The organism is Treponema denticola (genome assembly GCF_024181405.1).
Taxonomy (GTDB): Bacteria; Spirochaetota; Spirochaetia; order Treponematales; family Treponemataceae; genus Treponema_B; species Treponema_B denticola_D.
This window is the reverse complement of record NZ_CP051302.1, coordinates 2,223,685-2,249,674: the sequence shown is the minus strand read 5'-3', so window position 1 is coordinate 2,249,674 and position 25,990 is coordinate 2,223,685. Positions and strand designations below refer to the sequence as shown.

Genomic DNA, 25,990 nt, shown 5'->3' with positions numbered 1-25,990 from the left:
AACACTACTGCTCAACAATTCTTTTTATTAGCTTGAAAGACTAAAACAGGCTTTTATTTTCCATACCTTTTAAAAACTAAAAATCATTTTTTTATTTTAAACAAAACACAAGAATTACACAAAAGTGGAGACCGCTATAAAACACAAGGGTTTTCATTTGCAAAAACCATTTAAATTTATCTGTGACGCTGTCAAATAAAATCTTTCCGTTCATGAAAAGAAAATTTGTTTCTACAAAGATGGATGTAGGCTGTTTCAGGAACATTGATTTCTTTTGCCAAATGATATGCAGAAATATTTATCGCATCTACTTTAATTAAAGAACCTAAGCTATTAATTGGGATTTTAAGCTTAAATTTTAAATACCTCGATATTTGGAAAATCTTTTACATCATAATACGGTTCTTCATTCTCCCATAATTGATGAAATCTTACTATAATGTGGTCGTTAAAATCACAATCCAAATAGACATAAAAATGTTTATTTGGAAAGCTTGTTTTTAAATTTTCAATTAAATTTTTCGTAATTAATTTTGCAGAAGTTACGGTTATATGTTGAGCTCGTTTTTTAACTTTACCGCAAATATGAATATGATTTTCATATGCCTCTAATTGTGTTTTATCAGATACTTTATCCAATGAATTTATCATTGAATCTTGAGTTTTTAAAAATATATATTCATTATTTTCAGAATCCATTGCTGTATAAAATTTGGGGAAGAGAATATCTTGTAATTCGATAATAGTCTTAAAACAATTCATATCTTTTTATAAAGCCTCGCATCCCAACTTTGAAGCGTACTATAATCGTACGCCTTGTCAAGACCTATTTTTTATTTATAAGCAGCTTTTCGAGCTTCTATGTCAATAATAAATACGATGACTTTTTCTTCCGATACTTTATAAAAAAGACGGAAGTCTCCTAATCTAAAGCGGTATATCTCTTTGTAAATGCCTTTTAATTTTTTTATGTTAGGTCCAAAATGCGGATTTTTTCTTAATATAGGATATACATAGTTTTTTATTTTTTGATATAGGAATTCGTACTTTTTTGATTTTATTTTTTTCTCAAAAGCCGCTGTTTCTGCAATTTTATAGTTAGTCAATTACTTTATACCTTCCTGCAGATATATCCGACAGGCCTTTTTTTAAGTCTTTTTCGAATTCGAGTATTTCCTGCATTTCTTCATCATCAACGATAGATTCATTAATGGTATAGTTTAATGCTGCATATTCCATATAATTTGAAATAGTTCGTTTTTGTCCTTCGGCTGCTTTTTTAAATATATCGTATATAGTATTGTCTATACGTATGGTAATGGTCTTTTGCACTTGTTTCCCCCCCCTTCAAATATATTCAATTTTATTCAATCTGTCAAGATTGTTGTATCACGGAAATCGATTTTGTCCGATAAGCATTTTACAGCTTCCATTGAATAAGATATAATTTTATGCTATACTCAAGCCTGTTAAAACAAAGTGATTTAATCGGCCAATACGGAAAAAAATAAAAAAGCTTTTAAAGTGGAAGTAATCTAAATACAATAGGATTTTTTAATCCTTTAAAAACTATTACAGGAGTTTATTATGAAAAAACCGCTTATAGGAATTACAGGCAGCTGCCTCTATGAAACCTCGCAAAGTCTTTTTGCAGGTTATGAAAGAATGTACACCAATGCCGACTATGTGAATTCGGTGCTGGCTGCAGGAGGAGTTCCCCTTATGCTCCCTATAATTGATGACGAAGATGCTATTCAAAGACAGCTTGAAAATCTTTCAGGGATTATCATTATGGGCGGACATGATGTCGAGCCTCATTTTTTTAATGAAGAACCGCTTTCCTGTCTTGGAGAAATTCTTCCTAAGAGGGATGTTTATGAACTGAGGCTTATCAAAGCAGCTAAGGCTTTAAAAAAGCCTGTTTTGGGGATATGCAGGGGAATGCAGATTTTAAATGTTGCCTTCGGCGGCTCACTTTATCAAGATCTTTCACTCATAAAAAGAGATATTCAAATACAGCATGTTCAAAAAGCCCGCCCGCAGGAACGCACTCATTCTATCAAGACCGAAGCTGCTTCAATTATGCAAAAAGTTTTCGGCAAGGAAGATATGGTTAATTCTTATCATCACATGGCTGTAAAAGATCTTGCAAAGGATTTTAAGATTACGGCTTATGCTCCTGACGGCGTGGTTGAAGCCATAGAATATACGGGAGAGGGCTTTATGATGGGGGTTCAATTTCATCCCGAAATGACGGCAGCCGTACATAAGCCCTCGTTGGATCTGTTTAAAGAATTTATAAATCGTTGTTAGCTGATTCCGGCTGTTTAGTCTATCTATCATATTTCAGTATAAGGAGTTGAAAATGGAAAATAAAGGTAAATTAGGGCTTTTAAGTATTTGCCTTCTTGGAGTAAATGCCATTGTCGGTACCGGAATATTTTTACTTCCGGGAAAGGCCGCCAAATTGGTCGGTGTATCGAGTATCGGAGTTATTTTATTCGATGCCGTTTTGGTTATTTTGATTGCACTTTGTTTTGCTGAAGCAGGAGGCTTGTTTAAAAAGAACGGCGGCCCTTATGTTTATGCAAAAGAAGCCTTCGGCGAATTTGTCGGTTTTGAAGTAGGCTTTATGAAATGGGCAATAATGGTTATTGCTTGGGCTGCAATGGCTGTGGGTTTTCCCACAGCGTTAGGAAGTGTATTTCCTTTAGCCGCAACACCTTTTTGGCGAAGCGTTATAGCCGTAGCTATTCTTTTGTTTTTAGGATTGATGAACATTTCGGGAGTACGAATTTCAAAAATCGTAAACAATGTTATTACAATCGGAAAATTGGTGCCTCTTATCTTCTTTATTCTTTTAGGTATCTTTTTTATCAAAGGCGATAATTTTCAACCTATGCAGTCGGTAGGTGCCTTAACTACAACATCTTTCGGAGCTGCCGCTCTTTTAATCTTTTATGCCTTTACGGGGTTTGAATCTATTGCCGTTGCTGCTGAAGATATGGATAAGCCTGAAAAAAATGTTCCTCTTGCTATTGTTTTGGTAATCAGCGGTGTTTCCGTTTTTTATATACTTATTCAAGTAGTTGCCATAGGTATTTTGGGCGATGGGCTTACAGCGAGCGAAGCTCCCGTTGCAGATGCGGCCGCTAAGTTTTTAGGCCCCGTTGCAAAAGCAGTTGTTACAACCGGAACCTTGGTTTCAATAGGCGGAATAAATGTTGCTTCTTCTTTCTTAGCTCCTCGAAGTGCCGTAGCTCTTGCCGACGACGGTTTTTTACCCAAGTTTGTAACTAAAAGAAATAAAAAAGATGTTCCCTACATTTCGGTTATTTTAACAACCGCCTTAACAGCCTTGGTTTGCTTAACGGGCAGTTTTTCAAAGCTTGCCGCAATTTCGGTTGTTTCCCGCTTTGCCCAATATATACCGACCTGTCTTGCAATCTTAGTATTCAGAAAGCGCGGTATGAAAGGCTCTTTTAGAATTCCCGGCGTTTATGTTGTTTCTTTTTTGGCGGTAGGAATAAGCCTTTGGCTTTTATATAATTCAAGCTGGGACAAGATTTTATTCGGTTTAGGCGGCCTTGTAGTCGGAGCCGTTTTTTACGTTATAATGAAACTTACACAGAAAAAAGCCAACTAAACTTTTCAATTTAGAAAAGATTTTGTCTTTTTAGTTTTAAACCGGCCGGATAATTAGGCAGTTAAAGCTTAATTTAGGCCGGTTTTTTATTCGTGCGGAGGCTTGTTGATTCAATCATTGCCGAAAAAATATTCTAAATCTATAAAAACGCGGTTATTTTATTGACCTATGGGGCTTTTTTGCCGATAATAAATGCAGATTATGTATAAATTTAAACTGAATTTGCGAAAAAGCTCTGTTGTTAGCCTTATATTTTTTAATCTTCTCTTAATTTCTGCTTTTTCTGAAGATGCGGTACTGAATTTCGGCGGAAAATTGGGTTGGAATAATCTTTTTTATTCCCGCAATATAGAACAAAGAAACGGGAAATTCGGCTTTCAGTCTTTGGGATTGACATCCGCTTCTCATAATATTACCGAAACTACGGATATGTACCTTAGCTTCGATTTTAAGGATACGATTGAAGAAACCGGAAATTATACTGTAGCTAATTCATCGATTATTCATCTTGGTGCTGAAAAGGCAAAAATCGGAGAAGGTGCAGCTCTTTTTCATTACAATTCCAATAATGAAAGTTTGACATTAAAACCTTCAAAGACTTCTTTTTTTGCAGGCTCTAAAATTCTAAAATCTTTTACAATAGAATTCTGGTTACGTCCTCAGACAACGGAAAGCGGAAGTACTATTTTACGCTGGTGGACTTCCTTGGTTGAGGGCAGAAAAACAATGTATCAAAATATTGCGGCAAGTATTTTTAACAATAAGCTCGAATGGTCTTTTTTAAATATTTGGCAGGACAAAAACAATAAGGGACTGGATGTCAGACTTTCAGGAAAGTCAAACATAATCCCTGAAATTTGGAGTCATCATCTTATTACTTATGATGAAAATACAGGTCTCTTGGAATATAGGATGAACGGTAAGTCCGAAGCCATTGTTTATATGACCGATCCCGGAAGAGAGAGCAATCAGGTGTTGTATTCTGCATTGGGTACTTCATCGGATGTACTCATAGGCTTAAACTATTCCGGTTTAATCGATGAACTAAAAGTAACAAACTTTTTTTCCCAATTCGGAATGCCTTGGGAAATATCGTCCTTGTTTGAAAAGTATCCTCAAGACGGAGGCCGTATAGAAACAAATATAATCGACACCGGAGGAAATAAATCGCAGCCTCGTGTCTTAAAAGCCTTATATGATAAACCTGAACAAACCGATGCGGAATTTTTTATCAGAGCCGCCGATAGTCCTTTTAATTGGAACGGAACCTATCCTGAATGGAAGAGTATCAGACCGAATGAAGAGATAAAAAATATTTCGGGCCGTTTTTTTCAGATTGCCTGTAATATTTATCCGGATGCGGAAGGGCTTAAATCTCCCCTTATCCATTCTTTTTCTTTGGAGTATGAAAAAGATAATCTTCCTCTTCCTCCTGCAAAACTTATTGCAATGGCCGGGGATTCATCGGTTGAATTATCTTGGTCTCCTTCTATAGACACTGATGTAAAGGGGTATCTGATTTATTTTGGAAATAGAAAAGGCGAATACTTCAGCGAAGGTTCTCCGATTGATGTAGGCAATGTAACAAATTATAAAATAGAAAATTTAAAAAACGGCAAAATATACTTTTTTGCGATAGCCGCTTATGATGAAGAGAATGGAGAACATGCCGGTGATACATCAAAAGAGGTGTGGGCTCGTCCTCTGCAAAGTAAAAAGGAAGGAAAGAATGTCGAGTAATTTGAACATTATAATTGAGCAGGCTAATGCAGCTATTTTATCTCGTGACTATGAATTTGCAGAAAAAATTTTATTAAATCAGTTAAAAAAACAAAAAAATACACCTGATGAGTATTATCAATTAAAAAATCTTTTGGGAAAACTCTATATCCGATCGGGCGATATGAAAAAGGGATTGGAAATATACAAAGAATTAGATTCTCTTAATCCCAATAATTTAGATATCCTAAACAATATGGGTGTTATCTACCGCCGTCTTAACATGTTTAATGAGTCGATAGTTATCTTGGAAAAGGCAAAGGCTATAGACAGCAAAAATGAAACAACTCTTTATAATCTGGGTAATACATATAAACAAAACGGCGATTATAAAAATGCAATACAATGTTTTGCCGATGTATTGGATATAAAACCTGATGATGCTCTTGCATATAACCATTTAGGAAGCGTATACTTTTTATGCAAGGATTACCCTAAAGCTCTTGAAACTTATAAGATTGGCTTAAAAGTAGATCCCAACCATCCCTTTTTGAATTTTAATCTTGCAGAGTTGTATAAAGAAAAAAAGCTTTACAAAGAAGCGATTAATTCATATCAAACTGCCATAAAAACAAAACCTAATTGGTATGAAGCCCTTGCAGCTATTGCCGATTGTTATGTAGAAATGGAAGAATTCGGAAAGGCTATTGAAACCTATAAAATGATTATAGGGTCGACAGGTCAATCGGAAGAAAATTTTACAAAATTAGCTAAGCTTTATGAAAAAATCCATGAAGATAAATATGCCGAAGATTTTTATAAAAAAGCAGTTTCCATAAATGCAAACTTTTTGCCTGCAGTACTCGGATATGCCGATATGCTTAAAGCACAAAAAAGATATTTTGATGCTTATAATATTTTGATAAATAATAAAGAGAAGCATCCTGATAATAAAGAACTACTATTGAGCACGGCAGAAGTTTGCTTGATGCTTGAAGATTATGCAAAGGCTAAAGAAATTTTAAATCATTTAAGTAAAGAAATTAAGGGCGATAAAGATGTTCTTAAAATGCAGGGTAAACTTTATTCGGTATTAGGGGATACAAAAAAAGCTGAGCTTATTTTTGAACACTTACTTCAGTTATCTCCAAGCGAAATAAATATGAGGGCCGAATTGGCTGATTTGTATTTTCATAACGATAAATATAAAGAAGCGGCAAATGAACTCATCAAATATCTAAATGAAAAGCCTCAAGAAATTTCTGCAAGGTTAAAACTAGGAAAAGCTTATGAACAAATGAAAAGGTATGATTTAGCCAAGCATGAATATAATAAAATAATAAAAAATGATGCAAAGAATACCGAAGCTCTTGCGGCAATTTTGGAGCTGAACAAAAATGAAGGCAATACTGTTGAGGCTGTTCGTCTTGCAAATGAAATCGTTGATATTCAAACAGATAAGATAGAAAATGACGATATAGGCAGCTTGTCCAAGTCCGTTCAGTTATATGAAGATGCCGTTAAGTCTTACGGCGATGACGGTATTCTGAATAAAAATCTTGATAAGCTGCGCCCTCCTCAAGAAGAACTTGATATAAGCCCTGAACCGGATTTAAAAGATTTGGGTGATGTAAATTTTGAAGATGATGATGAAATCAATCTTAGTGAAAGCTTTGAAGATATGCCTGACTTTGAAATGCCTTTTGATGATCTGATGGAATTGGCTGATGATGAAGTTTTTGATAGAGGAGAAGATGAAGATTCTTTAGATAATTTGGTCTATGTTGATGCGCCCATTGACGATAGTCCGGACATAGGTGCCGAGTATGACCCTCTTGAACTGGGCAAGCCGGGGCCCAATAGCAACCGAAAGAACGATATACCTGAAGAAGAGCTTCAGCTTCAAGATACTTCATCAAAAGAAGAGGCTCCTGCAAAAGAAACAACACCTACAAAGGACGTTGCTCCTTCCCAATCTAAGCCATATCAAGATTCTCCAAATGAACAGGCTTCTTATCAAGCTCAGCCGCAGCAACAATCAAGTATACCTGAATCGGATTATCCTCCAGAGCTTAGTTCTGCCGCAAAATCCGGAAAGCCCGGCACAGCCGATATGCCCTTTTCTGCAGCAAAGCCTGACACAGCTGACAGCTTTGGTCCGGAAGATGAAGGAACCGAAATGGAACCGGAATTGGAAGCAGTACCGGAATCAAGAGACGCTTCTAGCCCTCTGCCTGAAAAATCGGCAGATAAAAAAACGCCGCAAGCTCCCAATGGGCCAAGCCTTGATGAGATGGATCTAAGTGCTGAAAATTCTTTAAGTAATGAAGATGAATTAAATAATGAAAATGAGTTAATTGATGATCTGCGTGCCGGCTCAAATGTGCCTTTGTCCAAAGAAACAAATTTAAGCTCTGATGATGAGGACTTTTTAGATCCTGCGGGTACGGCTCCCGACTCCCTTATTCCTTCTTCTTTTGATGATGATTTGGATACTTCCGATTCTGTTGATGAAATTGTAAATAAACTTTCCGATAAACCGTATCTTTCACTTCTGCCTCACAGCTTAAAAGAATCTCCTCAATTTGAAGAAGAGTTGGACATTATCGAGGGTTATGAAATAGTTAATCTCTTTGTCTATTTGCGTGACTTGATGGATAATCTTCCTTCTATCGAATTAAAAGATTTTCTTATAAGTAATGAGCGTATTCAAATGGAATATGTTATAAATAAATTGTCCGGAGAGGTTGGTTTAAAACGCAGGATGATTCTCTTAAATGTAAGAGGTGCTTTGAAAAAAACAATAGACCCTAAAACTTCTACTGATAAAACTTTAAAGGATGTTTTGGGCTATCTTAGAATAATTGCATCTCAGCTGCCTGATAAGGGATTTGCTTCTGCCTGTATAGGAAAGATCAATAGCCTGATAGAACAAATCGAATAAGGCGTTCATAGCTGGACAAAAGACAAAATATATATTATTTTTAAATGAGGAGTTCAAATATGGAATTAAATAAATATATAGATCATACCCTTCTTAAACCGACAGCTTCCGAAAAGGATATAATTAAAATTTGTAATGAAGCAAAAGAGTATCATTTTGCTTCCGTTTGTGTAAACCCTTGCAATGTTTCATTGGTGAGAAAGGAGCTGAAAGGTTCCGATGTAAAGGTGTGCAGCGTTATTTCTTTTCCCTTTGGGACTTCTTCAACAGAAGTAAAGGTAGAAGAAGCTAAAAAGGCAATAGAAGCCGGTGCTGAAGAGATAGACATGGTTATAAATGTCGGGAAACTTTTAGAAGGAGATTTGGAATATACTCAAAATGAAGTGAGTGCCATAACAAAGGCCTGCCATGAAAAGAATGTTCTTCTTAAAGTAATTGTCGAAACCTGTTATCTTGAAGAAAAAAATATTGCTGATATTTGTGCAATTATTGAAAAGGCCGGAGCTGATTTTATAAAGACCTCGACAGGCTACGGCTCCCGCGGTGCTTCGGTTGAGGATATAAAACTATTTAAAAAATACTTAAAAAAAGATACGAAGATAAAAGCTTCAGGCGGCGTACGTACCCGTGAAGATGCAGAAACCTATATCGGTTTGGGCTGTTCAAGGATAGGTGCAAGCAGCGGTATTGCAATAGTTACCGGCAAGTAAATTAAAAAAAACCGGCCTTAATGGGCCGGTTTTTTTAGGCTTTTAACGATTTATAATAATTTAAGCTCGTGCTGCAAGTTCTTTATCCAAAATCATAAGACCTGCATTGTTGTCAATATATTTAAACTTATCCAAGATAGCCGTAACATTGGCTTCTTCTTCAACCTGCTCATTGATAAACCAAGTTAAAAAGCTTTGGGTTTTGTAATCTTTTTCGGCTAGGGCCAACTCGTAAAGGCTTGTGATAGAAGCAGTTACAAATTTTTCATGTTCCAAAACCTTTTTGATTACATCGATGGGTTTTCCGTATTCGGTACTTTGGGCACCGATGGCTCCCAAAACAGGCTTTGCTCCTATCTCAAACAAGTATCTGTATATCTTAAGAGCATGTTCCATTTCTTCCTTAGCTTGCTCCTGCATCCAATGGGCAAAACCTGTAAGAGCCTCAGCTTCAAAATGTACAGCCATTCCTAAATATAAATAAGCCGATTCCATTTCCTTGTTAATCTGCTCGTTTAAAGCCTTTGTAATTTTTTCGTTCATAATATTTACCGCCTTATATATGTATAATGTATTAAAGATACTACTATTTTTGTCTACAGTCAAGTTAAAATTTATTCATTATTCGTACAAAGAATGCGAGAGTTCTTTTAAACTCGTCCAAGCGGATTCTTTCATCATTGCCGTGAATTAAGCCTCTCTCTTCTTTTGTTAGGTGCATTGCAGAAAATCTATAAACCTTATCCGATATTTTTGAGTAATGGCGGGAGTCCGAACAGGCCATCATCAGATAAGGAGTTACTAATGTCTTTTCCCAAGTTTGTCTGATTGCATCGCTTAAAAGCTCAAATTCGGGGCAATCTATTTTTGAATAACGGCTGGGTTCTTCATCGTATTTGACTTCAATTTTTACAGCTTCGTTTTTTATTACTCTTTTAAAATGAGAAATAATGTTCTCTCTTCCGTCTTCGGCTAAATAGCGGATATTGATTCCTATGTTTGCCTTAGGCGGGATAACATTAAAGGCATCGGAGCCGGCCATCTTTGTTACGGCTGTTGTGGTGCGGAGCATGGCGTTTAATTCTCCGCCTGTTTTTTTGGTAAGCATGTTAAATAGGGGATAAAAAACTTTTAGGTTTGCAAAGACTAACCTCATTCCAAGGCTTGCATGACGGCCGAGGACATCGAACATAGCCGAAACCGGAGGTGTTACATGCATGGGGAGGGGATTGTTTTCGATGTTGCAGACAGCTTGAGCCAATTTACCTACAATCGTGTGCTTAGGAGGCGTTGAAGCGTGTCCGCCCTTACTTTCCATCGAAAGCTCCACATCCATCTGTCCCTTTTCTCCTATACCTATTACGGCAAACCTTTCTTTGATGCCGGGGAAAATACCTTCAACTACGGCCCCGCCCTCATCAAGAACGAACTCCACATTTATATTTTCTTTTTTAAGCTCTTCGACTATTGCGGGGCAGCTTGGGCCGTGCGGTTCTTCATCCCCTGAAAAAGAAAGATAGATGTCATGTTCGGGTATGAAGCCCTTTGAAAGAAGATACTCGGCAGCTTCCATTACGCCGCAAAGGGTACACTTAGTATCCAAGGTACCGCGTCCCCAGAGTACATTATCTATAATTTCAGCCCCGAAGGGATCTCGGCTCCAGCCCTCCCGATTTACGGGGACTACATCATAATGAGCCATAAAAACCGAAGCCTTTTCGGAGCTCTTGCCCTTCCAATGATAAAGGAGCCCCTTAGGTCCTAAGATTCGGCGCGGACAGGTTTTTGTAACAAGAGGGTAGGCCTCATTCAGATAGTCTTGGAATTTCTTAAAAACTGACGGGTCTTCAAGACTGACATCGGCGTGAGATACCGTAGGAATCTTTATCATCCCTGCAAACCGGCTTATGGCCTTATCAAAGTCCATATCGACATTTTCTACGATAAGTTTATTCTGTTTTTTAGGTTTAAATGTGAGAGCCCTTAGCAGCAAAACTAAGGGAAATACAAGAAGTAAAAATAATAGGTAAAAATAATTCATAAGGTTTCTCCCTTTTTTATGTTTAATATTATAGCATAAAGTCTCGAAATTGACAAAGGCTTAAGTGTAAAGTACGCATGACAATTCGACCTTAGGTATCTGAATCTTCCCTATTGAATTCTTTGTCTTTATCCTGTACAATCATCCGGATTATTAAACTTTAGGAGAATTGCATGGCTGTCATAAATGTTACAAGCGAAATAGGAAAACTAAAAAAGGTGCTCCTGCACCGCCCCGGAAAGGAACTCTTAAATCTTACCCCCGATAAACTTGATGAACTATTGTTTGACGATATTCCGTTTTTAAAAATGGCCCAAAAAGAACACGATGCTTTTGCCGATATTCTATCAAAAAACGGAGTTGAGGTTGTATATCTTGAAGACTTGGCGGCTGAGGCTGTTTCTCAAAGTGCGGAAATCCGCGAAAAATTTATAAAGCAGTATATTAACGAAGCTGACATCTATTCCGAATATTATCAAAAAATGATCTATGATTTTCTTAATGCAATCAAGGATCCGAAAGAACTTATCCTAAAAACAATGGAAGGTGTAAACGCAAACGAGATACCCTTTAAGAATACACATTCGCTTTCGCACTATGTTTTGGATTCGGGTTCTATGCTTATAAATCCCATGCCTAATCTATACTTTACCCGAGACCCATTTGCATGTATAGGAAACGGAGTCAGCTTAAATAAAATGTACTCGGTAACAAGATGCCGCGAAACTATTTACGGGGAGTACATCTTTGATTATCATCCCGAATATGCCGGAAAGGTAAATAGATTCTACAACCGTTATGATGCTCCCAGCATTGAAGGCGGAGATATCTTAAATATCGGTAAAGATGTTTTGGCGATAGGACTTTCGCAGAGGACATCTGCCAACGCTATCGATTCTATAGCAAACAATATCTTTGATAATGAAACATCTCCTATAAAAACCGTCCTTGCCTTTCAAATCCCTGCAATCAGGGCCTTTATGCACTTGGACACGGTCTTTACTCAAATAGACTTTGACAAATTTACCATTCACCCCGGAATTCTAGGACCTTTAAGAGTCTTTGAAATTACAAGAGGAACAAAAAAGGGAGAGCTTAGCGTAAAACAAATTGATTCTACCTTGGAAAAGGTGCTTGAAAAATATACGGGAGCCGGAAAGGTTGAGCTCATCCAATGTGCCGGAGGCGACAAGATTGCAGCCGAACGCGAACAGTGGAATGACGGTTCCAATACCCTCTGCATAAGCCCGGGCACAATAGTCGTTTATGAAAGAAACGATGTTACAAACGAAATCTTAAACAAGAAGGGCTTAAAAGTCCTCGAAATGCCCTGCGGTGAACTTTCCCGCGGCCGCGGCGGCCCCCGCTGTATGAGCATGCCTCTATTAAGGGAAGATATAAGATAAAACTTTACATAAAGACTAAAACTTATGGGCTATACCGCTTTGCTTCATGATAGCATTAGCGGTATGCCGTGATTTTATTTTGGAATCAACGGTAAAACGGCAGTCGTTTATTGGACTATACCAAATGTCATGATCGCCCTTGCCGTGCCTTACAAAAGCACACCCATGTTTACGCAATATTTCTCTCACAATTTTTTCATACTGTGCCATTATGCATACATCCGTTCGGATTTTTCGGCACAAAAGTGCAATGTGGTTTGATTGTGAGGAATCTGATTATTCTCTTGGAGCAGATCAGGCACGGCATATCGTACTCTTTCCATAAGGGCATCAATAGAACCGCTTTCAAGAACAAGGCCTCTTATATCATCGCTTGTTGCTATCCATACCCCGGCTTCATTGTCCCAGTTTATTTTAATGATATATTCCATGATTATAAGTTTATCATAGGCGGGATATTTTTACAAGTGTAAATTATTTCATGGCAGGTACTCAGGTAAGATATTCTTTAGAGAATTAAAAAGATTTATCTTGAGCTTGTAGGAGCCGCCTGTCAGGCGGTCGAGTCTTGAGCGGGCTGTTTTGCGGGCGGAGTTTTCTTGAAAGTTGCAGGTGCAGGTAGAACATATATAGCCGGCCTGCTCCGAATGGCGGATAATCATGGGGAGGTCTGCAAGGCAGAGCGGCCTTATCATCGTAACGGGATATTTTTCGAATTTTAAGACGGGGGGCATTGTAGACAATATTCCCTTTTCTAAGGAATTCATCAAAAGGGTTTCCAAAATATCATCCAAGTGATGGCCTAAGGCTATCTTATTAAAGCCCTCCTCCATAGCAAACTTATTTAGCTCGGTGCGCCTTTGGGTTGAGCACCACCAGCAATTCATCTTTTCATTAGGTTTTAATCTTCCCAAGACGGAAACGGTTTTTATTGTGAGCGGAATATTCCAGTTTTCAAACATTTTTATTAAATCAGGAGAAAGGGGCGGTGCTACATCGGTTGCTATGTGCATAGCATGAACTTCAAATCCAGGCGAGGGGCGTTTTAAGCGCATTGAAAAATACTCGGCTAAGGCCGTAGAATCCTTTCCGCCTGAAGCAGCAAGTAAAATTCGGTCTCCTTCTTCTATCATCTTATAATCAAAAACAGCCCTGTCGATTGTTCTAAAAAGTTTGGGGTTTGCCATGGATATGAGAATAATATTTTTTTAAAAAAAAGACAATGGCTTTTGTTTTAATAAGCTGCCTGCCGATAATGAATAGAGGTGTTGTATGAACTTTAATGCGGATATAAAAAATTTGGAAAACATGGACGAAGCCGAATTAAAACTTGAACTTAAAAAGCTTTTTGAGGGGGGGTATGGCGCTTCGCCGGAAGAAGGAATTTTAATAGCCTCTCCTCTTAGTTTGACCCTCATGGGCGAAGAGCTGGATTATAACGGCGGAAATGTTTTAAATTTATGCTGCGATAAATCTATTTATTTTTTTATTAAAAAAAATAACTCGGATAAAATTTCTTTGACGGATTTGGTTTTAAATAAAAAGTTTGAAGGCCTTATAAGCGGACAAGCCGGAAAAAATCAAAATCCGGACAGCAGGAAAGAAGGTTTTGCAAGCTCCATATTCAATATTATTCTTTTAACGGCACAAAAAATTAATAAGCATTTTGAAAATCCTTTAAGCGGGTTTGATATAATGGTCTTCGATAAGTTACGCTTTAAAACAGGGCAGACCTCCTTACCGGCCTTTGAAGCGGGCGTTTGTACCGGGCTCTTATCTCTATTTAAACTTAAAGAAAGCTTTAAAACTATAGCCTCGCTCTGTCTGGAAGCCGAGCATGAAATCTTAAACACAAAGAGAGGGCTGTCAAATCAAATATCTTCTTTTTCGGCAAAACAAGATGCTCTTAATTTGTTTGACTCTAGGGATCTTTCTTTTTTAAGTCTGCCCTTAAATTTAAGAGAATATGGAATAGTAATAATAGGTACCCGCTCAAATAGTGAAACTTATAGAGCTTCTTCCAATATCCGCTACATGGAGTGTGAAGAGGGCTTGCGTATTTTACAAAACAAATTAGACTTGGATCATCTTTGCGAAATAACCGAGGCTGATTATACGTACTATCAACCTAGTTTTTTGGATAAGACAATTATGCGGAGGGTAAAGCACTGCATTACCGAAAACGCAAGAACCTCCAAGGCGGTAATGGCTTTAGAGAAGGGAGACATGGATCTTTTGGGGAAACTCCTTTGTGAATCCCATATTTCGATGAGAGATGATTTTGAGCTTATGAGTATCGAACAAAATATTCTTTTTGAAACAGCGATTATTCAAAGAGGATGCCGAGGAGCAAAGTTAGTCGGAAATACCGAAGGCTGCTATATTCTGGCCTTGGTAAAAAAAGATGCTCTTGACGAATTTTATCTTGAGGTACATAAAAGGTATTTTGAAAAAACCGGAGGCAGTCCCGAATTTTTTGAATTTAAAAGTGCTGCAGGCGTCCGTATCTTATAAAGATAGGTGTAAAACGAAAAGAGGTGTTTTAATGAGTCTAGAAGCTCGATAAAACACCTCTTTTTTGTTTAAGATTGAGAAAAGCGGCTTAGACTCCTCTTTCGCTCATTATAACTTTTATTTCTTCTTCGTTGATTCCGACCATGGCAGGGCCGAGGTTTTCTGAAACCTCTGCTAAGATTGCAGGATTATCGTAATTCTTTACGGCCTTTACAATGGCGGCAGCTCTTTTTGCAGGATCGCCCGATTTAAAAATACCGCTTCCGACAAAAACGCCGTCAGCTCCGAGATGAACCATCAAGGCTGCGTCTGCGGGGGTTGCAACTCCTCCTGCCGAAAAGTTCGGAACGGGGAGCTTCCCGTGCTTATGCACATATTCTACAAGGGCATAAGGTACTTGGAAATTCTTTGCAGCGACATAGAGCTCATCTTCGCGAAGTGTTGTAAGTTGGCGCATTTCGCTTTGGATTTGGCGCATGTGTTTTACAGCCTGAATAACGTCTCCGGTTCCGGCCTCACCCTTTGTGCGGATCATCTTTGCGCCTTCTTGAATTCTCCTTAATGCCTCTCCCAAATTTCGGGCGCCGCAGACAAAGGGTACTTTGAATTTGTTTTTATCGACATGGTAAACCTCATCTGCCGGAGACAGAACTTCGGACTCATCAATAAAATCGATACCGATAGCTTCCAAAATTGAAGCTTCTACAAAGTGGCCGATTCTGACTTTTGCCATAACGGGAATCTTTACGGCCTTTATGATTTCTTTAATCATCTTAGGATCGCTCATTCTTGAGACCCCTCCGGCTGCCCTTATATCGGCCGGAATTCTTTCGAGGGCCATGACTGCAACGGCACCTGCATTTTCTGCAATCTTGGCCTGCTCGGGGTTGGTTACGTCCATAATGACGCCGCCCCTCAGTTTATCTAAAATATCCATAAAAACCTCCATAAATGTTTAGAACGGGTGCAATTATACCGCAAAGCAGGGATAAGTTAAAGTAGGGTATCACTTTAAAAGCCGGCTGTGTTTTTTAACCGTGTTATTTAAACGGTTAAAGATAAACCTTGACATTTTTCCTCATCTTTTGTATAGTTTTTAAGGTTGGTTTTATATTAGGAGCCTTTTTATGCAAAAAAAATTATCGATACTTTTTTTTATCTTTATACTGATTTCTTATCTGTCATCTCAAGATTATTATATAGATGACTTTAAGGATTTTACCTTTGAAATGCCTGACGGTTGGGAAGCAATGACTTATCCCGGGCTGAAATATAAGATAATATACGGCGATTCGGTAAAAGGGCAAAATCAAAATATGATTTTTGTTTCCGAAGAAGTTTCCGGTTCAATGGAGGAAGTAGTCAGTGAGTATTTATCCGGTCAAAAAGAGCCCGATGACTCTGCCTCCTCTTATACAGTAATAACGCAAGAAAAATTTGAAAATAATTATAATTTGGAATCCCGAAAAATAATTATAGAACTGCCTGAAGGGAAAGGCATTGCAAAACATTATTTTTATTTTTTTAAGCACAACAATATTCTTTATATCTGTGCTGCTACCTTGCCCTATGATGCAGAGCCGGAAATTGTGGAAATGCTCGATGCCTCTATGAAAACATTTCAGGTACTTGATAAAAAAGAAGAAGAGTAATTTAGTTTTCTTTCATGGAAAAAAAAGTAAAAAAAGCAAAACTTATTTTTGTTCTCTTTATAATTTTACTTTGGATAGTTGTAATTTTTAAACTGTATCCTATAATAAAAGAATTTAAAGAAGGAAAATCAGGTTTAAGTAAACATGATGTAAGCATAAAGTCAAAACCTAAACAGGAAAATTCAAAAGAAGAGATTTTTTTTAAACAATATGCTGATAGTTTATACTCGGAATACTATGATATTCCGGATGTTTCCGTTTACGATTATATACCTGATGATGAATCCTATGGTTCAAATGAAAGATTTTATTTTGTTTCGATAGAAAAAAAGTTGAAGTTTAATTCGGTTTATCAACTTCCCTTTGTTGCCGGAATGAAAAAGGCTGTTGAATATTTTAAAGATAATAAAAAAGCTTTGAATCAATACAACAAAAGAACTACGGAATTAAAAAAGTATATAGGTAAAACTCAAATTGAAAACAATATTTTTAAGATCACATTTACCGAAAAAGATAATTTTGAAAATATAAAAATTGAAATAGCAACCTATCATACAAAAATAGATGCTTTTTCTTTAAAACCTCCGGAGCCTGAGGTGCTTATGCAAAACGGTTTTGATTTTATAAAATATCACGTTAATACAAATTCAAAAAAGATTGATTACAATAATGCAGCTGCCGTCATCTATGCAAATAAATACACATCTAATCCCTTAAATATGTCGAGTGATATTTCGGTTTGGAATCCAGAATACAAGACATATGATAATGATTGTGCAAACTATGTTTCTCAATGTATCTATGCGGGCGGAATTTCGCCGACAGCTGCTTGGTATCCTGAAAGTCTGATTTGGATCAGGACAGGAAGTCCCCGATATACCAGCAGCGGAATAACCGACTATATGCAGCAAAAAAAAATATTTTATTCAACAAATTATTCTGCTGCAAGTGAGGGCGGTTTTATATGTCTTATAAAAGAATCCCATGTTGTATTTATTACATACAATGACAGTATCACCATATTGTTTAATGGCCATACAAACGACCGTAAACAGGTCTCATTTCCTCACTTGCATGAATCCGAAGTAATTTATTTGAACCCGAATAATTAGCTTGAAGGCTTACCCTGTTTTATGGAGGTCTGCTCTCATAAATGCCGGACTCAATCGAAACTTAATTTTTATGTTCATTTACAGGAAGAATTTTAATATACCTTATCAGGTCATTATCCATTTCGTGGATTATGAATTTATATTCTCCTATGTCGGCTTCCAAACCGAGGTGGGGTGAGCGGCCCTGTTGTTTAAGATAGTTAAATAAATAGCCGGCAACCGTGTTTCCGTATGCCTCATCAAAATCCGAATCCAGCCTGTGATTTATCTCATGGATACTTGTTCCGCCGTTTACGATATAATCACATTCATTTCCGGCTCCGTACTCTCCGCCTTCGTTTAAGTATTTTTTTACGGCAAATAAGGCTGCAATGGCTACAACACCTAAAAGTGCATCAAGCATACTTCCGTGATCGGCAATAATCTTTCTTGCAATAGTATAAAGCACAACCTCAAGAGCACTTCCCGGTGTATGTTTTATAAGCATGTTTACAAATTCAAGACCGATTACAAGAGAAAATATCAATGATAAGAATTCGGAGAATGAAGGAACTTTTTTGTCGTAAATAAATGCGAAAATCATTTCTTTTAAGTCAAAGAAGATTTCAATTGAAAGAATTAAAATTCCAATAAGCATTGCAAAAGATAGGACAATTTCGATTCGTCCTGCCAATCTTGCCGCTCTTCGTCTTAGATTTTGTTGATGAAAAAAAGCTTTAATTTTTTGCATATGACCCCTTTGTTTCTCCGACTTTCGGTAAAAGTATACCTAAAAGATTTTTTTTTGTCAATATTTTTATCTTTAGCTTTTGAGCTTAGGAATATTCGTTTTTATAAAAAGAAAGCAGCCCGAAAAGGAGGAGAAAGGGCTGCTTGTGAATAGAATAATAGTGTGTATCTTCTGTGTGTGAAAGTAATATACTTAATTTTAAAATAAATGTCAATAGTTTTAACGAAAAAAATTGCATTTTTTTACATATTATACGGTTTTCTGCCATATTCTACCGAGGTTTTTACATAATAAGATTTTTGTCTTGCACTTTAGTTTTGAATAGGGTATACTTATATTATCGTAGATATATTGGAGGTAAAGATGAGTGTTCATATAGCTGCAAAACAAGGAGAAATTGCCGATAAGATTCTTTTGCCCGGAGATCCTTTACGGGCGGAATTTGTTGCAAATAATTTTTTGGAAAATCCCCAATGTTATAACAAGGTTAGAGGTATGTTGGGCTTTACGGGAACCTACAAGGGTGTAAGGGTTTCGGTTCAGGGAACGGGAATGGGGCAGCCTTCTTTTTCGATCTATGCAAATGAGCTGTTTAACGAGTACGGCGTACAAAGGGCTATCCGTATCGGAACAGCCGGAGCCTTGCAAAAGGATATGGGCTTGCGGGATGTAGTTTTAGCTATGTCGGCCTCTACCGATTCGGGTATTAACACGCACCGTTTTAGGGGTTGTCATTATGCTCCTACCGCCGATTGGAGCTTGCTGAAAAATGCCTATGACCATGCGCAAAAAATGGGAATTAAACCCTTAGTAGGCTCGATTGCCAGCTCTGATGTTTTTTATGATGACCTTGAAACATGGAAGATGTGGGCCGCTTACGGGGTTTTAGCTGTTGAAATGGAAGCTGCAGAGCTTTATACTCTGGCTGCAAAGTATAAGCGCCAAGCCCTTGCCGTTCTTACCATTTCGGATAATATCGTTACACAAGAGCAGACAAGTGCCGAAGAGCGGCAAACTACCTTTAAAACCATGATGGAAATTGCCTTAGAGGCAATAATAGCTTAACCGCTCTAAAAAATTTTACACTGCGACTACCTCGGTAACTTCGGGGAACATGTCCTTGAGCTGTTCTTCAACACCCATTTTAAGAGTGTAGATAGCCATAGGACATGAGCCGCAGGCTCCCTTTAATTTAACATAAACTTTTCCGGCTTTATCAACCGAATCAAGCTCTATATCGCCTCCGTCAGCCTGCAAATAAGGCCTTATCAAGGCTATGCCTTTTTCGACTTCTTCTTTAACCAACATAATGACCTCCCATTATCTTAATAAATACTTCACAAAATATACAAAAAATAATAGAATAAAGCAAGGCGAAGCAAGCTATTGGATATTTTTAGCTACCAAATAGTTTTTACACTATATTTAGGAATGATTGTATCTTTTGTAATAATTACCAAATTTTCAATTATTGCCTGAGCAATGATCAAACGATCAAAAGGATCGTTATGAATATTTGGCAGCTTTATTATTTTATCAAAGTATTTGGGTTGAATTTGTAATATTAAAATATCCTTCTCATGACATAATTCAGCGATTTTTTCTATAGAGTGTTCAAATTCAAGTTTACCTATACTTTTTTTTATTGCTATTTCCCATAATGAGGCAATACTGACATAAACTTTATTTTCTGTAGTAATTATCTCTAAAGCTTTTTTTGATAGTTGTGGAGAATCTCTTAAAAACCATAGCAATGTATGCGTATCCAGCAGGTACATCAAACATAGTCCTTAAAACATTCCGGAGTTTTATCAAAATCTTCCGCCATATAAAATTTACCTTCAAGGCCTCCGGGTTTTCTGCGTATATTTTTTTGGGCTGTATTTTGATATAAAAGGAAATTTACATAATCATAAACAGACTGTTGCTGCTCTAAAGTTAAGTTATTTATCTTTTTTTCCAAAGCGATATATGGCATACTTTCCTCCCATAAAATCATTTTAACATATTTCCTGATAAAATACTACAATTTATAAAATTTTCTAAAACTCATAGCCGATGCTAATTTTTATAAAATGATTGTTTTGGTACCGGCCTAATTTACCGCTTTGTTTGCCGCCGAAAAAGCCGAGGCCTAGATCGAAGTCGATTGTGCCTATAAGCCACGAAAGCTCGGGGTTTATCATAAAGTCCGCATCTTCTATTCCTACAAGAGCGTTGAGCTTCCATTCAAGGGAGCCTCGTACCAAGGTTTGAGAGATGGAGAAAAGGAGGCGGGTATCGGTTATCGGGCTTCCCTTTTCCGTGTCGAGGCTGAGTTTATCCTGGTTTATTCCCGAATTTAAAAGTCTTACGGTTTCGGCGGCTTGAAGTCTTAAGTTTATATTTTTAGGAAGAGCGTATAAAAGGCCTAAATTCCATGCAAGGTTCGGGTTATATATATCGGGATTGTTTCCTTTTAAGTCGCCGGTTATGTTTGCAGCAAGTTCGGCCTGTACTGTAAACTGTCCGAACATTGCTTCATAATCGCCCCCGATTTGATGATAGCGGTTGTATATAAGTTCTGCCTTATTGAAGACTTGTGTAAATTCCGCTTCGGTATGAGCGGAAGGTTTATAGTCCGATTTAAAATTAGGCTCATGTAAAAAGCCCGTAAAATACTGAAAGCCTAGGTCGTGTTTACCATCTATTGTCAGACTATAACGCAAGCCTCCTTGGGCATAATCAAAGGTGGTTGCCTTTGGGGCTTGTTGTGAAAAAAGTTTTTTCTTTGCTTCAATTAAGGCCATATTCACAGAAGGCAGAGCTTGCGTAATGTTTGCAAAGGTGTTTTTTTCCCATCGCCCGTCGAGAGTAAATTCATCGGCTTCAAAAACCGGAAGATATACAAGCTCAAGCTTCATTTCTTTTGGCAGATAGGCCGAAAGAAAAAAAATCGGAGAAGCTTTTTTAATTTTTTCGGGATAGAATTCGTAGGGCTTGCCGTAGTCCTTGGGGTTTACAATATCCAAAACACTTAAAAAATTAGCTCTTCCCCAGTTTATTTTTTTGATTCCTCCGCCGAAAACGACAGGGCCTGTGAGGGCTTGTACATAGGCTTCGTCAATCCATTTAGGGAAAAGAGGACCGGGAAAGAATTCGGCTTTTTCACCCATTCCCGGCATAAGAGTTTTGGCGTTTAAGTTTACCGAGGCATAGGCTTCGGCAAGGGGCGACTTTGCTTCTAAATGGAGGCTGCCCCAAAGAGGGAAGGGTGGTTTAAGGTTTTCAGGCTTTTTAAAGGCATCAAAGAAGACCTCTGTTCCCGCATAAAAAGCACCGCCGAAATCTATGCTGAATACGCTTGATTCGGTTCCGCTTTCTTCATCATCAAAACCGAAATCTCCTAAGCTGTCATCTTCGCTAAAAATCAATGAACTTATAAAAAAGATAAAAACTAACGTAAAGAAAGACTTTTTCATATTATAAAATACCTTTTGGGAGACCTTAACTAAATTTGAGTTTAAGGTCTCCCTTAATTTCTAAATAATTTATTTTTTGCCTGTTTCCAGGTATTTTTGTGTAAAAATATAATCGGGTATCTTCATACCGTATTCTATTCTTTTTATTGTGATTATGGTTGAAGTATTTGTTTTGACGGTGGACAGTTTTGTTTTATGGGCTGTCATTATTCCGCTTACTTCTTTATAATCGTAAAGCTCAAGAATCTTTACGAGCTGAGAACCTTGATAAAATTCGGCCTTTAGTAAAAGATTTTTATCCTTTGTGATCCGCATTATGGTTTTTGAATATGTATAATTTTTATCCTTGGGTGTAGACTCTATAAGATAGACGGATTTTCCTTCATATTCTTCTTCACCTAAAATTTTAAAATTATCGAGCTTTGTGTCCCTTTCCATAAACGAAATATCGTTATTTGAAAAGTCCGAACCCATAAATGACTCATCGGCACTTCCTTGAGCCGATATTTTTTGCACCTTTTTTGTTTGAGCCAAATACATTTTCTGGTCCGTGGAGCCGTCGGCTTTTTCAATCATTAAAAATCTTGAGCCCTTATAAGACGGGGGATTCTTTATTTCGACAAACATTCTCTGTAAACCGTTTTTGTCTAAAGAAGAATATTGTCTAATCTCTAATGTTGAAAGGGTTTTTCCGCCTGACTGCATATCTAAACTTGATTCCGAGCCAAGTGAAGATGCCGTGTTTTTTGTCTTTGTTTTAGCTACAATTTCTTCTGCACTTTGGGCAAAGATTAAACTGCAAAATCCGATAGCAAAAATTAAACTTAAAGTAAATTTTTTCATACTTCCTCCGTATCTTTTACTTCATTAAAAGGATGTTCGTTTTTGACTTCCTTTATATCTACAGGTAAAAGTTTTCTTATAAACTTTGGTTTCATTAAATTTAATAAAACCGGAAGAATAGTCAAGCTGCCTAGGGAGCTTGTTATCATTATCAGGGCAATTAAAAAGCCCAGCTCTGAAAGCATGTTAAATTTTGAGAGCATTAAAACTGCAAAACCTGCTCCTACGGATACGGCATTGAATAAGATTGCTTTTCCCGAGCCCAAGAAGGTTAGATACAAAAATTGACCGCTGCCCTGTGTTTTTAAAAAGCATTTATGATAGGCTGCCAAAAGATGAATTGTATAATCAACTCCTATTCCTATTGCAAAACTTGCAACCATTGCAGTTCCTATGTTTAACTTTATACCTAATCTGCCCATGATACCGAAGTTAATCAAGATAGAAAGTGCCAGCGGAATAATTCCAAAAAGGCCTGCAAAGGCTGACCTATAATATATTGAAAGAATCAAAAATACTATAAGAAGAGAAACACCAACCGAAATCAATTGGGATTCTACTACGAGCTTGTTTAAGGTCTTTTCGACCAATACAAAACCGCCTGTTTCAGCGATTACATCCTTGGGGAATCTAAGGCGTACAAATTCGTTAATTTCTTCCAGAACCTTGTCGGTATCCTGCTGTCCGACAGTTCGGAGCTGAATGTTCACTTTTAATGTTTTGGGATTTGTATTATTATCTAAAAAGCCTTCAGTATTTTTTCCTAAAAGGATAAGATAGTTTTGCATTATGGCCGAAAGTTCTTCTTGCGAATTTCTGCCGTATTTTTTAGGATCGGTTGGAATTTCATAGTAGGCAAGTCCTTTGTAGTTTACCTTTTTCCCGAATTCGTAAACGAGCTTTTCTGCAGGAAGATTTTTTTTGGTCCTTTCTTCCGCAGCTTCGTTCAGTATAGCCATAATGTCTTCTTGGCTGTATTGCTTTTTAGGTTTAGGGGTGTTTTTTGCAAGTTGAGTATCGGCGTCATCTGATTCTTCTTCAAAATTTCCGAAGTCTCCGAAATCGTCTGAAGGTTCTGTTTCATTTATATCTTCGCCGGCACCTTGACTTCCTTTAGAAATTTCTTCAGGGGATTCATCGGCATTATACACCTGATTTAAACGCTTAATTAGGGGAACAATGGAGGTAACCTTGCCTACATCTTCGATTTCTTCTTCCAAAAAAGAAGAAAGATCATCGATAGCTTTTAAAATATCCGGACGTAAAATATCGGAACCGTCTTTAGCCTTAATTACCATTTCAAGCACTTTTGAACCGCCGAAGTGTTTACGCATAAAACTATCGGATTGAATTACTGCGACATCTTTATCAAAGTATTCCATTAAAACATTATCGATAACTAGTTTTTTTACTCCAAATATGGAAAAAACTACTATGAGGCCGACAAAAAGAATTACCGAGCGGGAATGTTCTGCAATGATTACAAAGGTACTTGCAATGCCGCGATCCAAACGGCTGGTGTTATCTTTTTTGGATGCCCAACGCATTGACGGCTTTTTGGGCCCTCTTAATATCAATATGCCGGGAATTAAGGTTATGGATATTAAAAATGCTGCAGCAACGCCGAAGCTCGAAAAGATACCGAATTCGAAGATGGGGACGACGGAGGTAAAGCAAAAAGAAACAAAGCCTGCGAAGGTTGTGAGAGCGGCCAAAAAAACCGGCCTTATAACCTCGCTTAAGGCCTTAACAACCTGTTCTTTATGTTCTTCCTTTGAGATGGAATCATCTTGTACGACCTCGTCATAATAGTGGTTGATAACATGGATGCCGTATGCCGAACCGACTGCAATTAAAATAATCGGTAAAATTGTAGAAAGAATCGACAAGGGAACGTTAAAAAGAGCCATTGCTCCAAGTGACCAGATTACGGAGCATATAACCGTCAAAAGAGGTAAAAATACACCGGTAAATCTTTTAAAAGAAAGAAATAAGACGCCTAAAACGACAATGATAACCAGAGGAACTAAAAAGCTTAAGTCATGGGCGGTTGCCTCATTTACTATCTCGTTAAAAATGGGTGTTCCCGTCAGGTAAATTTTAGAATCGGGAAAATTCCAGGATTCTGTCAGTTTCATAATTTTACGGCAGGCCGCAATAGTTTCGGGAGAACCGCTTTCTTCATTCGTTACATTAAGAAAAACAAAGATTTGGGTTGCATGTAAATCTTCGGAAACAAGGCTCCGTTCATACATATCCCAGTTGCGAAGCTTATGTTTAACAGCCTTAATTTCTTCTTCAGTGCCCGAAAAGTCCGGCGGAATAATGGGCTCGCTTACAATTCCCTCTTCGCCTATGTCTATATGAGTTGTATTTGTTATCAAAGTCGTGTTTTTTACCAAGTCGATTTCTTTTAGTTTTTCATCCAGTTGTTTCACTTCATCTAAAAATTCTTTGTCAATGATGGTAGAAAAACGGCGTTCTATACCTATCAAAATCGGTACATCTTCTCCGAAAATGTCGGCAATTTTTTTTGCACTGATTCTGGAAGGATCATTTTTAGGAATAAAACGGAAGTTGTTATTATCAAAATTTAATCTTATTATTTGAAGAGCAAAAAACAAGGTTATGGCAAGAATCGTTATAAGCATTGATACGGGATGTTTATAAAAATTTTTTGTGGAAAATATACGTTTTTTTTCTTTTTTTTTCATAATGGGGCTCCCTCGACAAAATTTGTTAATTATATAGCCGTCTTATCTTTTTGTCAATACAATGGTTTAGGGGGAGAGAACACCCCGTTCCCTTACGGGCTTTTCAAGTCAGAGCAGGGTTTAGCCTTGAAGCTTTGCTGGCTGTACTCTCCCCCTATAACCCCCTCTCTTTTACCTCGAAGCTACGCTGGTTGTACTCGCGCTGCCAAAGGGCTTGCCGCCCTTTGGAATCCGGCATTATTAAAAAGTTTCTATTTTATTCTTTAAGTCGAGATTAAAACAGAAGAAAGGTCAATTCTCTAATTGAGTTTGAAATCAATAGAATTTTGCTATTTATTGCAAACTTTTCGTACAATAATTATGAAAAGGGGGAATTTTTCTTCCTTAGTTAAATAATTTTTACAAGGGGTAAAAAATGAACCCTGTATTATTGGTTTAAAATGTACAACGAAAACATAAAACAAGGTCAAGACTATTGTAAAATCTTTAGTCGAATGC

At 37.4% G+C, this 25,990-nt stretch carries 26 protein-coding genes; 10 read left to right on the top strand and 16 right to left on the bottom strand.

The features are described 5' to 3' along the window. Positions 1 to 351 precede the first annotated feature (351 nt). The 3 genes from HGJ18_RS10580 to HGJ18_RS10570 form a co-directional block, all read right to left on the bottom strand. On the bottom strand, positions 352 to 762 hold the full coding sequence (locus tag HGJ18_RS10580) for a PM0498 family protein (RefSeq protein ID WP_253696359.1): 411 nt from the start codon (positions 760 to 762) through the stop codon (positions 352 to 354). Between the two features lie 71 nt (positions 763 to 833). Beyond that, positions 834 to 1,106, bottom strand: a complete 273-nt coding sequence (locus tag HGJ18_RS10575) for a type II toxin-antitoxin system RelE family toxin (protein ID WP_253696358.1) — start codon at positions 1,104 to 1,106, stop codon at positions 834 to 836. Then, complete coding sequence (locus HGJ18_RS10570; protein WP_002692434.1) at positions 1,099 to 1,332, bottom strand: hypothetical protein; 234 nt, start codon at positions 1,330 to 1,332, stop codon at positions 1,099 to 1,101. Before HGJ18_RS10570 ends, HGJ18_RS10575 begins: the two co-directional genes overlap by 8 nt. Positions 1,333 to 1,587: 255 nt before the next feature. Between HGJ18_RS10570 and HGJ18_RS10565 the strand changes: the two genes are divergently transcribed. The 5 genes from HGJ18_RS10565 to deoC all read left to right on the top strand — a co-directional run bounded on the left by HGJ18_RS10565 (position 1,588) and on the right by deoC (position 9,019). After that, positions 1,588 to 2,313, top strand: a complete 726-nt coding sequence (locus HGJ18_RS10565; protein ID WP_253696356.1) for a gamma-glutamyl-gamma-aminobutyrate hydrolase family protein — start codon at positions 1,588 to 1,590, stop codon at positions 2,311 to 2,313. A 52-nt stretch (positions 2,314 to 2,365) separates the two neighbouring features. After that, on the top strand, positions 2,366 to 3,646 hold the full coding sequence (locus HGJ18_RS10560; RefSeq protein ID WP_253696354.1) for an APC family permease: 1,281 nt from the start codon (positions 2,366 to 2,368) through the stop codon (positions 3,644 to 3,646). Between the two features lie 192 nt (positions 3,647 to 3,838). Next, a complete protein-coding gene (locus tag HGJ18_RS10555) occupies positions 3,839 to 5,386 on the top strand; it encodes a LamG-like jellyroll fold domain-containing protein (protein ID WP_253696353.1) in 1,548 nt (515 codons plus the stop codon). Then, the gene (locus HGJ18_RS10550) at positions 5,376 to 8,309 is read left to right on the top strand and encodes a tetratricopeptide repeat protein (RefSeq protein ID WP_253696351.1); all 2,934 of its coding nucleotides are present in this window, start codon (positions 5,376 to 5,378) and stop codon (positions 8,307 to 8,309) included. Before HGJ18_RS10555 ends, HGJ18_RS10550 begins: the two co-directional genes overlap by 11 nt. A gap of 59 nt (positions 8,310 to 8,368) precedes the next feature. Continuing rightward, complete coding sequence (gene deoC / locus HGJ18_RS10545; protein ID WP_253696349.1) at positions 8,369 to 9,019, top strand: deoxyribose-phosphate aldolase; 651 nt, start codon at positions 8,369 to 8,371, stop codon at positions 9,017 to 9,019. A 60-nt stretch (positions 9,020 to 9,079) separates the two neighbouring features. Here the strand turns inward: deoC and HGJ18_RS10540 are convergent, their stop codons facing one another. Next, positions 9,080 to 9,562, bottom strand: coding sequence for a ferritin (locus HGJ18_RS10540; RefSeq protein ID WP_253696347.1), 483 nt, complete (start codon positions 9,560 to 9,562; stop codon positions 9,080 to 9,082). 64 nt (positions 9,563 to 9,626) lie between these two features. Next, positions 9,627 to 11,060 (bottom strand): M20 family peptidase, encoded by a 1,434-nt coding sequence (locus HGJ18_RS10535; protein WP_253696345.1) that lies wholly within the window; start codon positions 11,058 to 11,060, stop codon positions 9,627 to 9,629. Positions 11,061 to 11,233: 173 nt separating this feature from the next. Here HGJ18_RS10535 and arcA point away from each other — a divergent pair, with 173 nt between their 5' ends. Beyond that, positions 11,234 to 12,466, top strand: a complete 1,233-nt coding sequence (gene arcA, locus HGJ18_RS10530) for an arginine deiminase (protein WP_253696343.1) — start codon at positions 11,234 to 11,236, stop codon at positions 12,464 to 12,466. Between the two features lie 15 nt (positions 12,467 to 12,481). On the opposite strand, the gene HGJ18_RS10525 is transcribed toward arcA, so the two are convergent. Genes HGJ18_RS10525 through HGJ18_RS10515 form a run of 3 tightly spaced genes read right to left on the bottom strand, consistent with a single transcriptional unit; the run spans position 12,482 to position 13,653 of the window. Then, entirely contained in the window at positions 12,482 to 12,676 is a 195-nt protein-coding gene (locus tag HGJ18_RS10525) for a type II toxin-antitoxin system HicA family toxin (protein WP_253696341.1), read from the bottom strand. Further along, the gene (locus HGJ18_RS10520) at positions 12,676 to 12,897 is read right to left on the bottom strand and encodes a DUF1902 domain-containing protein (RefSeq protein ID WP_002666045.1); all 222 of its coding nucleotides are present in this window, start codon (positions 12,895 to 12,897) and stop codon (positions 12,676 to 12,678) included. The genes HGJ18_RS10525 and HGJ18_RS10520 overlap by 1 nt, the downstream gene beginning before the upstream one ends. Positions 12,898 to 12,945: 48 nt before the next feature. Continuing rightward, positions 12,946 to 13,653 (bottom strand): tRNA 2-thiocytidine biosynthesis TtcA family protein, encoded by a 708-nt coding sequence (locus HGJ18_RS10515; RefSeq protein ID WP_253696339.1) that lies wholly within the window; start codon positions 13,651 to 13,653, stop codon positions 12,946 to 12,948. Between the two features lie 85 nt (positions 13,654 to 13,738). Between HGJ18_RS10515 and HGJ18_RS10510 the strand changes: the two genes are divergently transcribed. Further along, positions 13,739 to 14,980, top strand: a complete 1,242-nt coding sequence (locus HGJ18_RS10510; protein ID WP_253696337.1) for a galactokinase — start codon at positions 13,739 to 13,741, stop codon at positions 14,978 to 14,980. 88 nt (positions 14,981 to 15,068) lie between these two features. On the opposite strand, the gene pdxS is transcribed toward HGJ18_RS10510, so the two are convergent. Further along, positions 15,069 to 15,917, bottom strand: coding sequence for a pyridoxal 5'-phosphate synthase lyase subunit PdxS (gene pdxS / locus HGJ18_RS10505; protein ID WP_002687166.1), 849 nt, complete (start codon positions 15,915 to 15,917; stop codon positions 15,069 to 15,071). 190 nt (positions 15,918 to 16,107) lie between these two features. Here pdxS and HGJ18_RS10500 point away from each other — a divergent pair, with 190 nt between their 5' ends. Both HGJ18_RS10500 and HGJ18_RS10495 read left to right on the top strand, forming a co-directional pair. Then, positions 16,108 to 16,632, top strand: a complete 525-nt coding sequence (locus HGJ18_RS10500) for a PsbP-related protein (protein WP_253696335.1) — start codon at positions 16,108 to 16,110, stop codon at positions 16,630 to 16,632. 14 nt (positions 16,633 to 16,646) lie between these two features. Beyond that, positions 16,647 to 17,744, top strand: a complete 1,098-nt coding sequence (locus tag HGJ18_RS10495) for an amidase domain-containing protein (RefSeq protein WP_253696334.1) — start codon at positions 16,647 to 16,649, stop codon at positions 17,742 to 17,744. 61 nt (positions 17,745 to 17,805) lie between these two features. Here HGJ18_RS10495 and HGJ18_RS10490 read toward each other — a convergent pair whose 3' ends face one another. Beyond that, positions 17,806 to 18,474 (bottom strand): HlyC/CorC family transporter associated domain-containing protein, encoded by a 669-nt coding sequence (locus tag HGJ18_RS10490; RefSeq protein ID WP_253696333.1) that lies wholly within the window; start codon positions 18,472 to 18,474, stop codon positions 17,806 to 17,808. A gap of 363 nt (positions 18,475 to 18,837) precedes the next feature. Between HGJ18_RS10490 and deoD the strand changes: the two genes are divergently transcribed. Continuing rightward, positions 18,838 to 19,539, top strand: a complete 702-nt coding sequence (deoD, locus tag HGJ18_RS10485) for a purine-nucleoside phosphorylase (RefSeq protein ID WP_253696332.1) — start codon at positions 18,838 to 18,840, stop codon at positions 19,537 to 19,539. Between the two features lie 15 nt (positions 19,540 to 19,554). On the opposite strand, the gene HGJ18_RS10480 is transcribed toward deoD, so the two are convergent. From HGJ18_RS10480 to HGJ18_RS10455, 6 genes are all read right to left on the bottom strand, one after another. After that, complete coding sequence (locus tag HGJ18_RS10480) at positions 19,555 to 19,782, bottom strand: NifU family protein (RefSeq protein ID WP_253696331.1); 228 nt, start codon at positions 19,780 to 19,782, stop codon at positions 19,555 to 19,557. A 92-nt stretch (positions 19,783 to 19,874) separates the two neighbouring features. Further along, positions 19,875 to 20,252, bottom strand: coding sequence for a type II toxin-antitoxin system VapC family toxin (locus tag HGJ18_RS10475; RefSeq protein WP_253696330.1), 378 nt, complete (start codon positions 20,250 to 20,252; stop codon positions 19,875 to 19,877). After that, entirely contained in the window at positions 20,252 to 20,452 is a 201-nt protein-coding gene (locus HGJ18_RS10470) for a DUF2281 domain-containing protein (RefSeq protein ID WP_253696329.1), read from the bottom strand. The genes HGJ18_RS10475 and HGJ18_RS10470 overlap by 1 nt, the downstream gene beginning before the upstream one ends. Positions 20,453 to 20,516: 64 nt before the next feature. Next, on the bottom strand, positions 20,517 to 21,935 hold the full coding sequence (locus HGJ18_RS10465; RefSeq protein WP_253696328.1) for a hypothetical protein: 1,419 nt from the start codon (positions 21,933 to 21,935) through the stop codon (positions 20,517 to 20,519). Positions 21,936 to 22,004: 69 nt separating this feature from the next. Beyond that, entirely contained in the window at positions 22,005 to 22,778 is a 774-nt protein-coding gene (locus tag HGJ18_RS10460; RefSeq protein ID WP_253696326.1) for an outer membrane lipoprotein-sorting protein, read from the bottom strand. Then, positions 22,775 to 25,492 (bottom strand): efflux RND transporter permease subunit, encoded by a 2,718-nt coding sequence (locus HGJ18_RS10455; protein WP_253696324.1) that lies wholly within the window; start codon positions 25,490 to 25,492, stop codon positions 22,775 to 22,777. Before HGJ18_RS10455 ends, HGJ18_RS10460 begins: the two co-directional genes overlap by 4 nt. Positions 25,493 to 25,990: the final 498 nt, after the last annotated feature.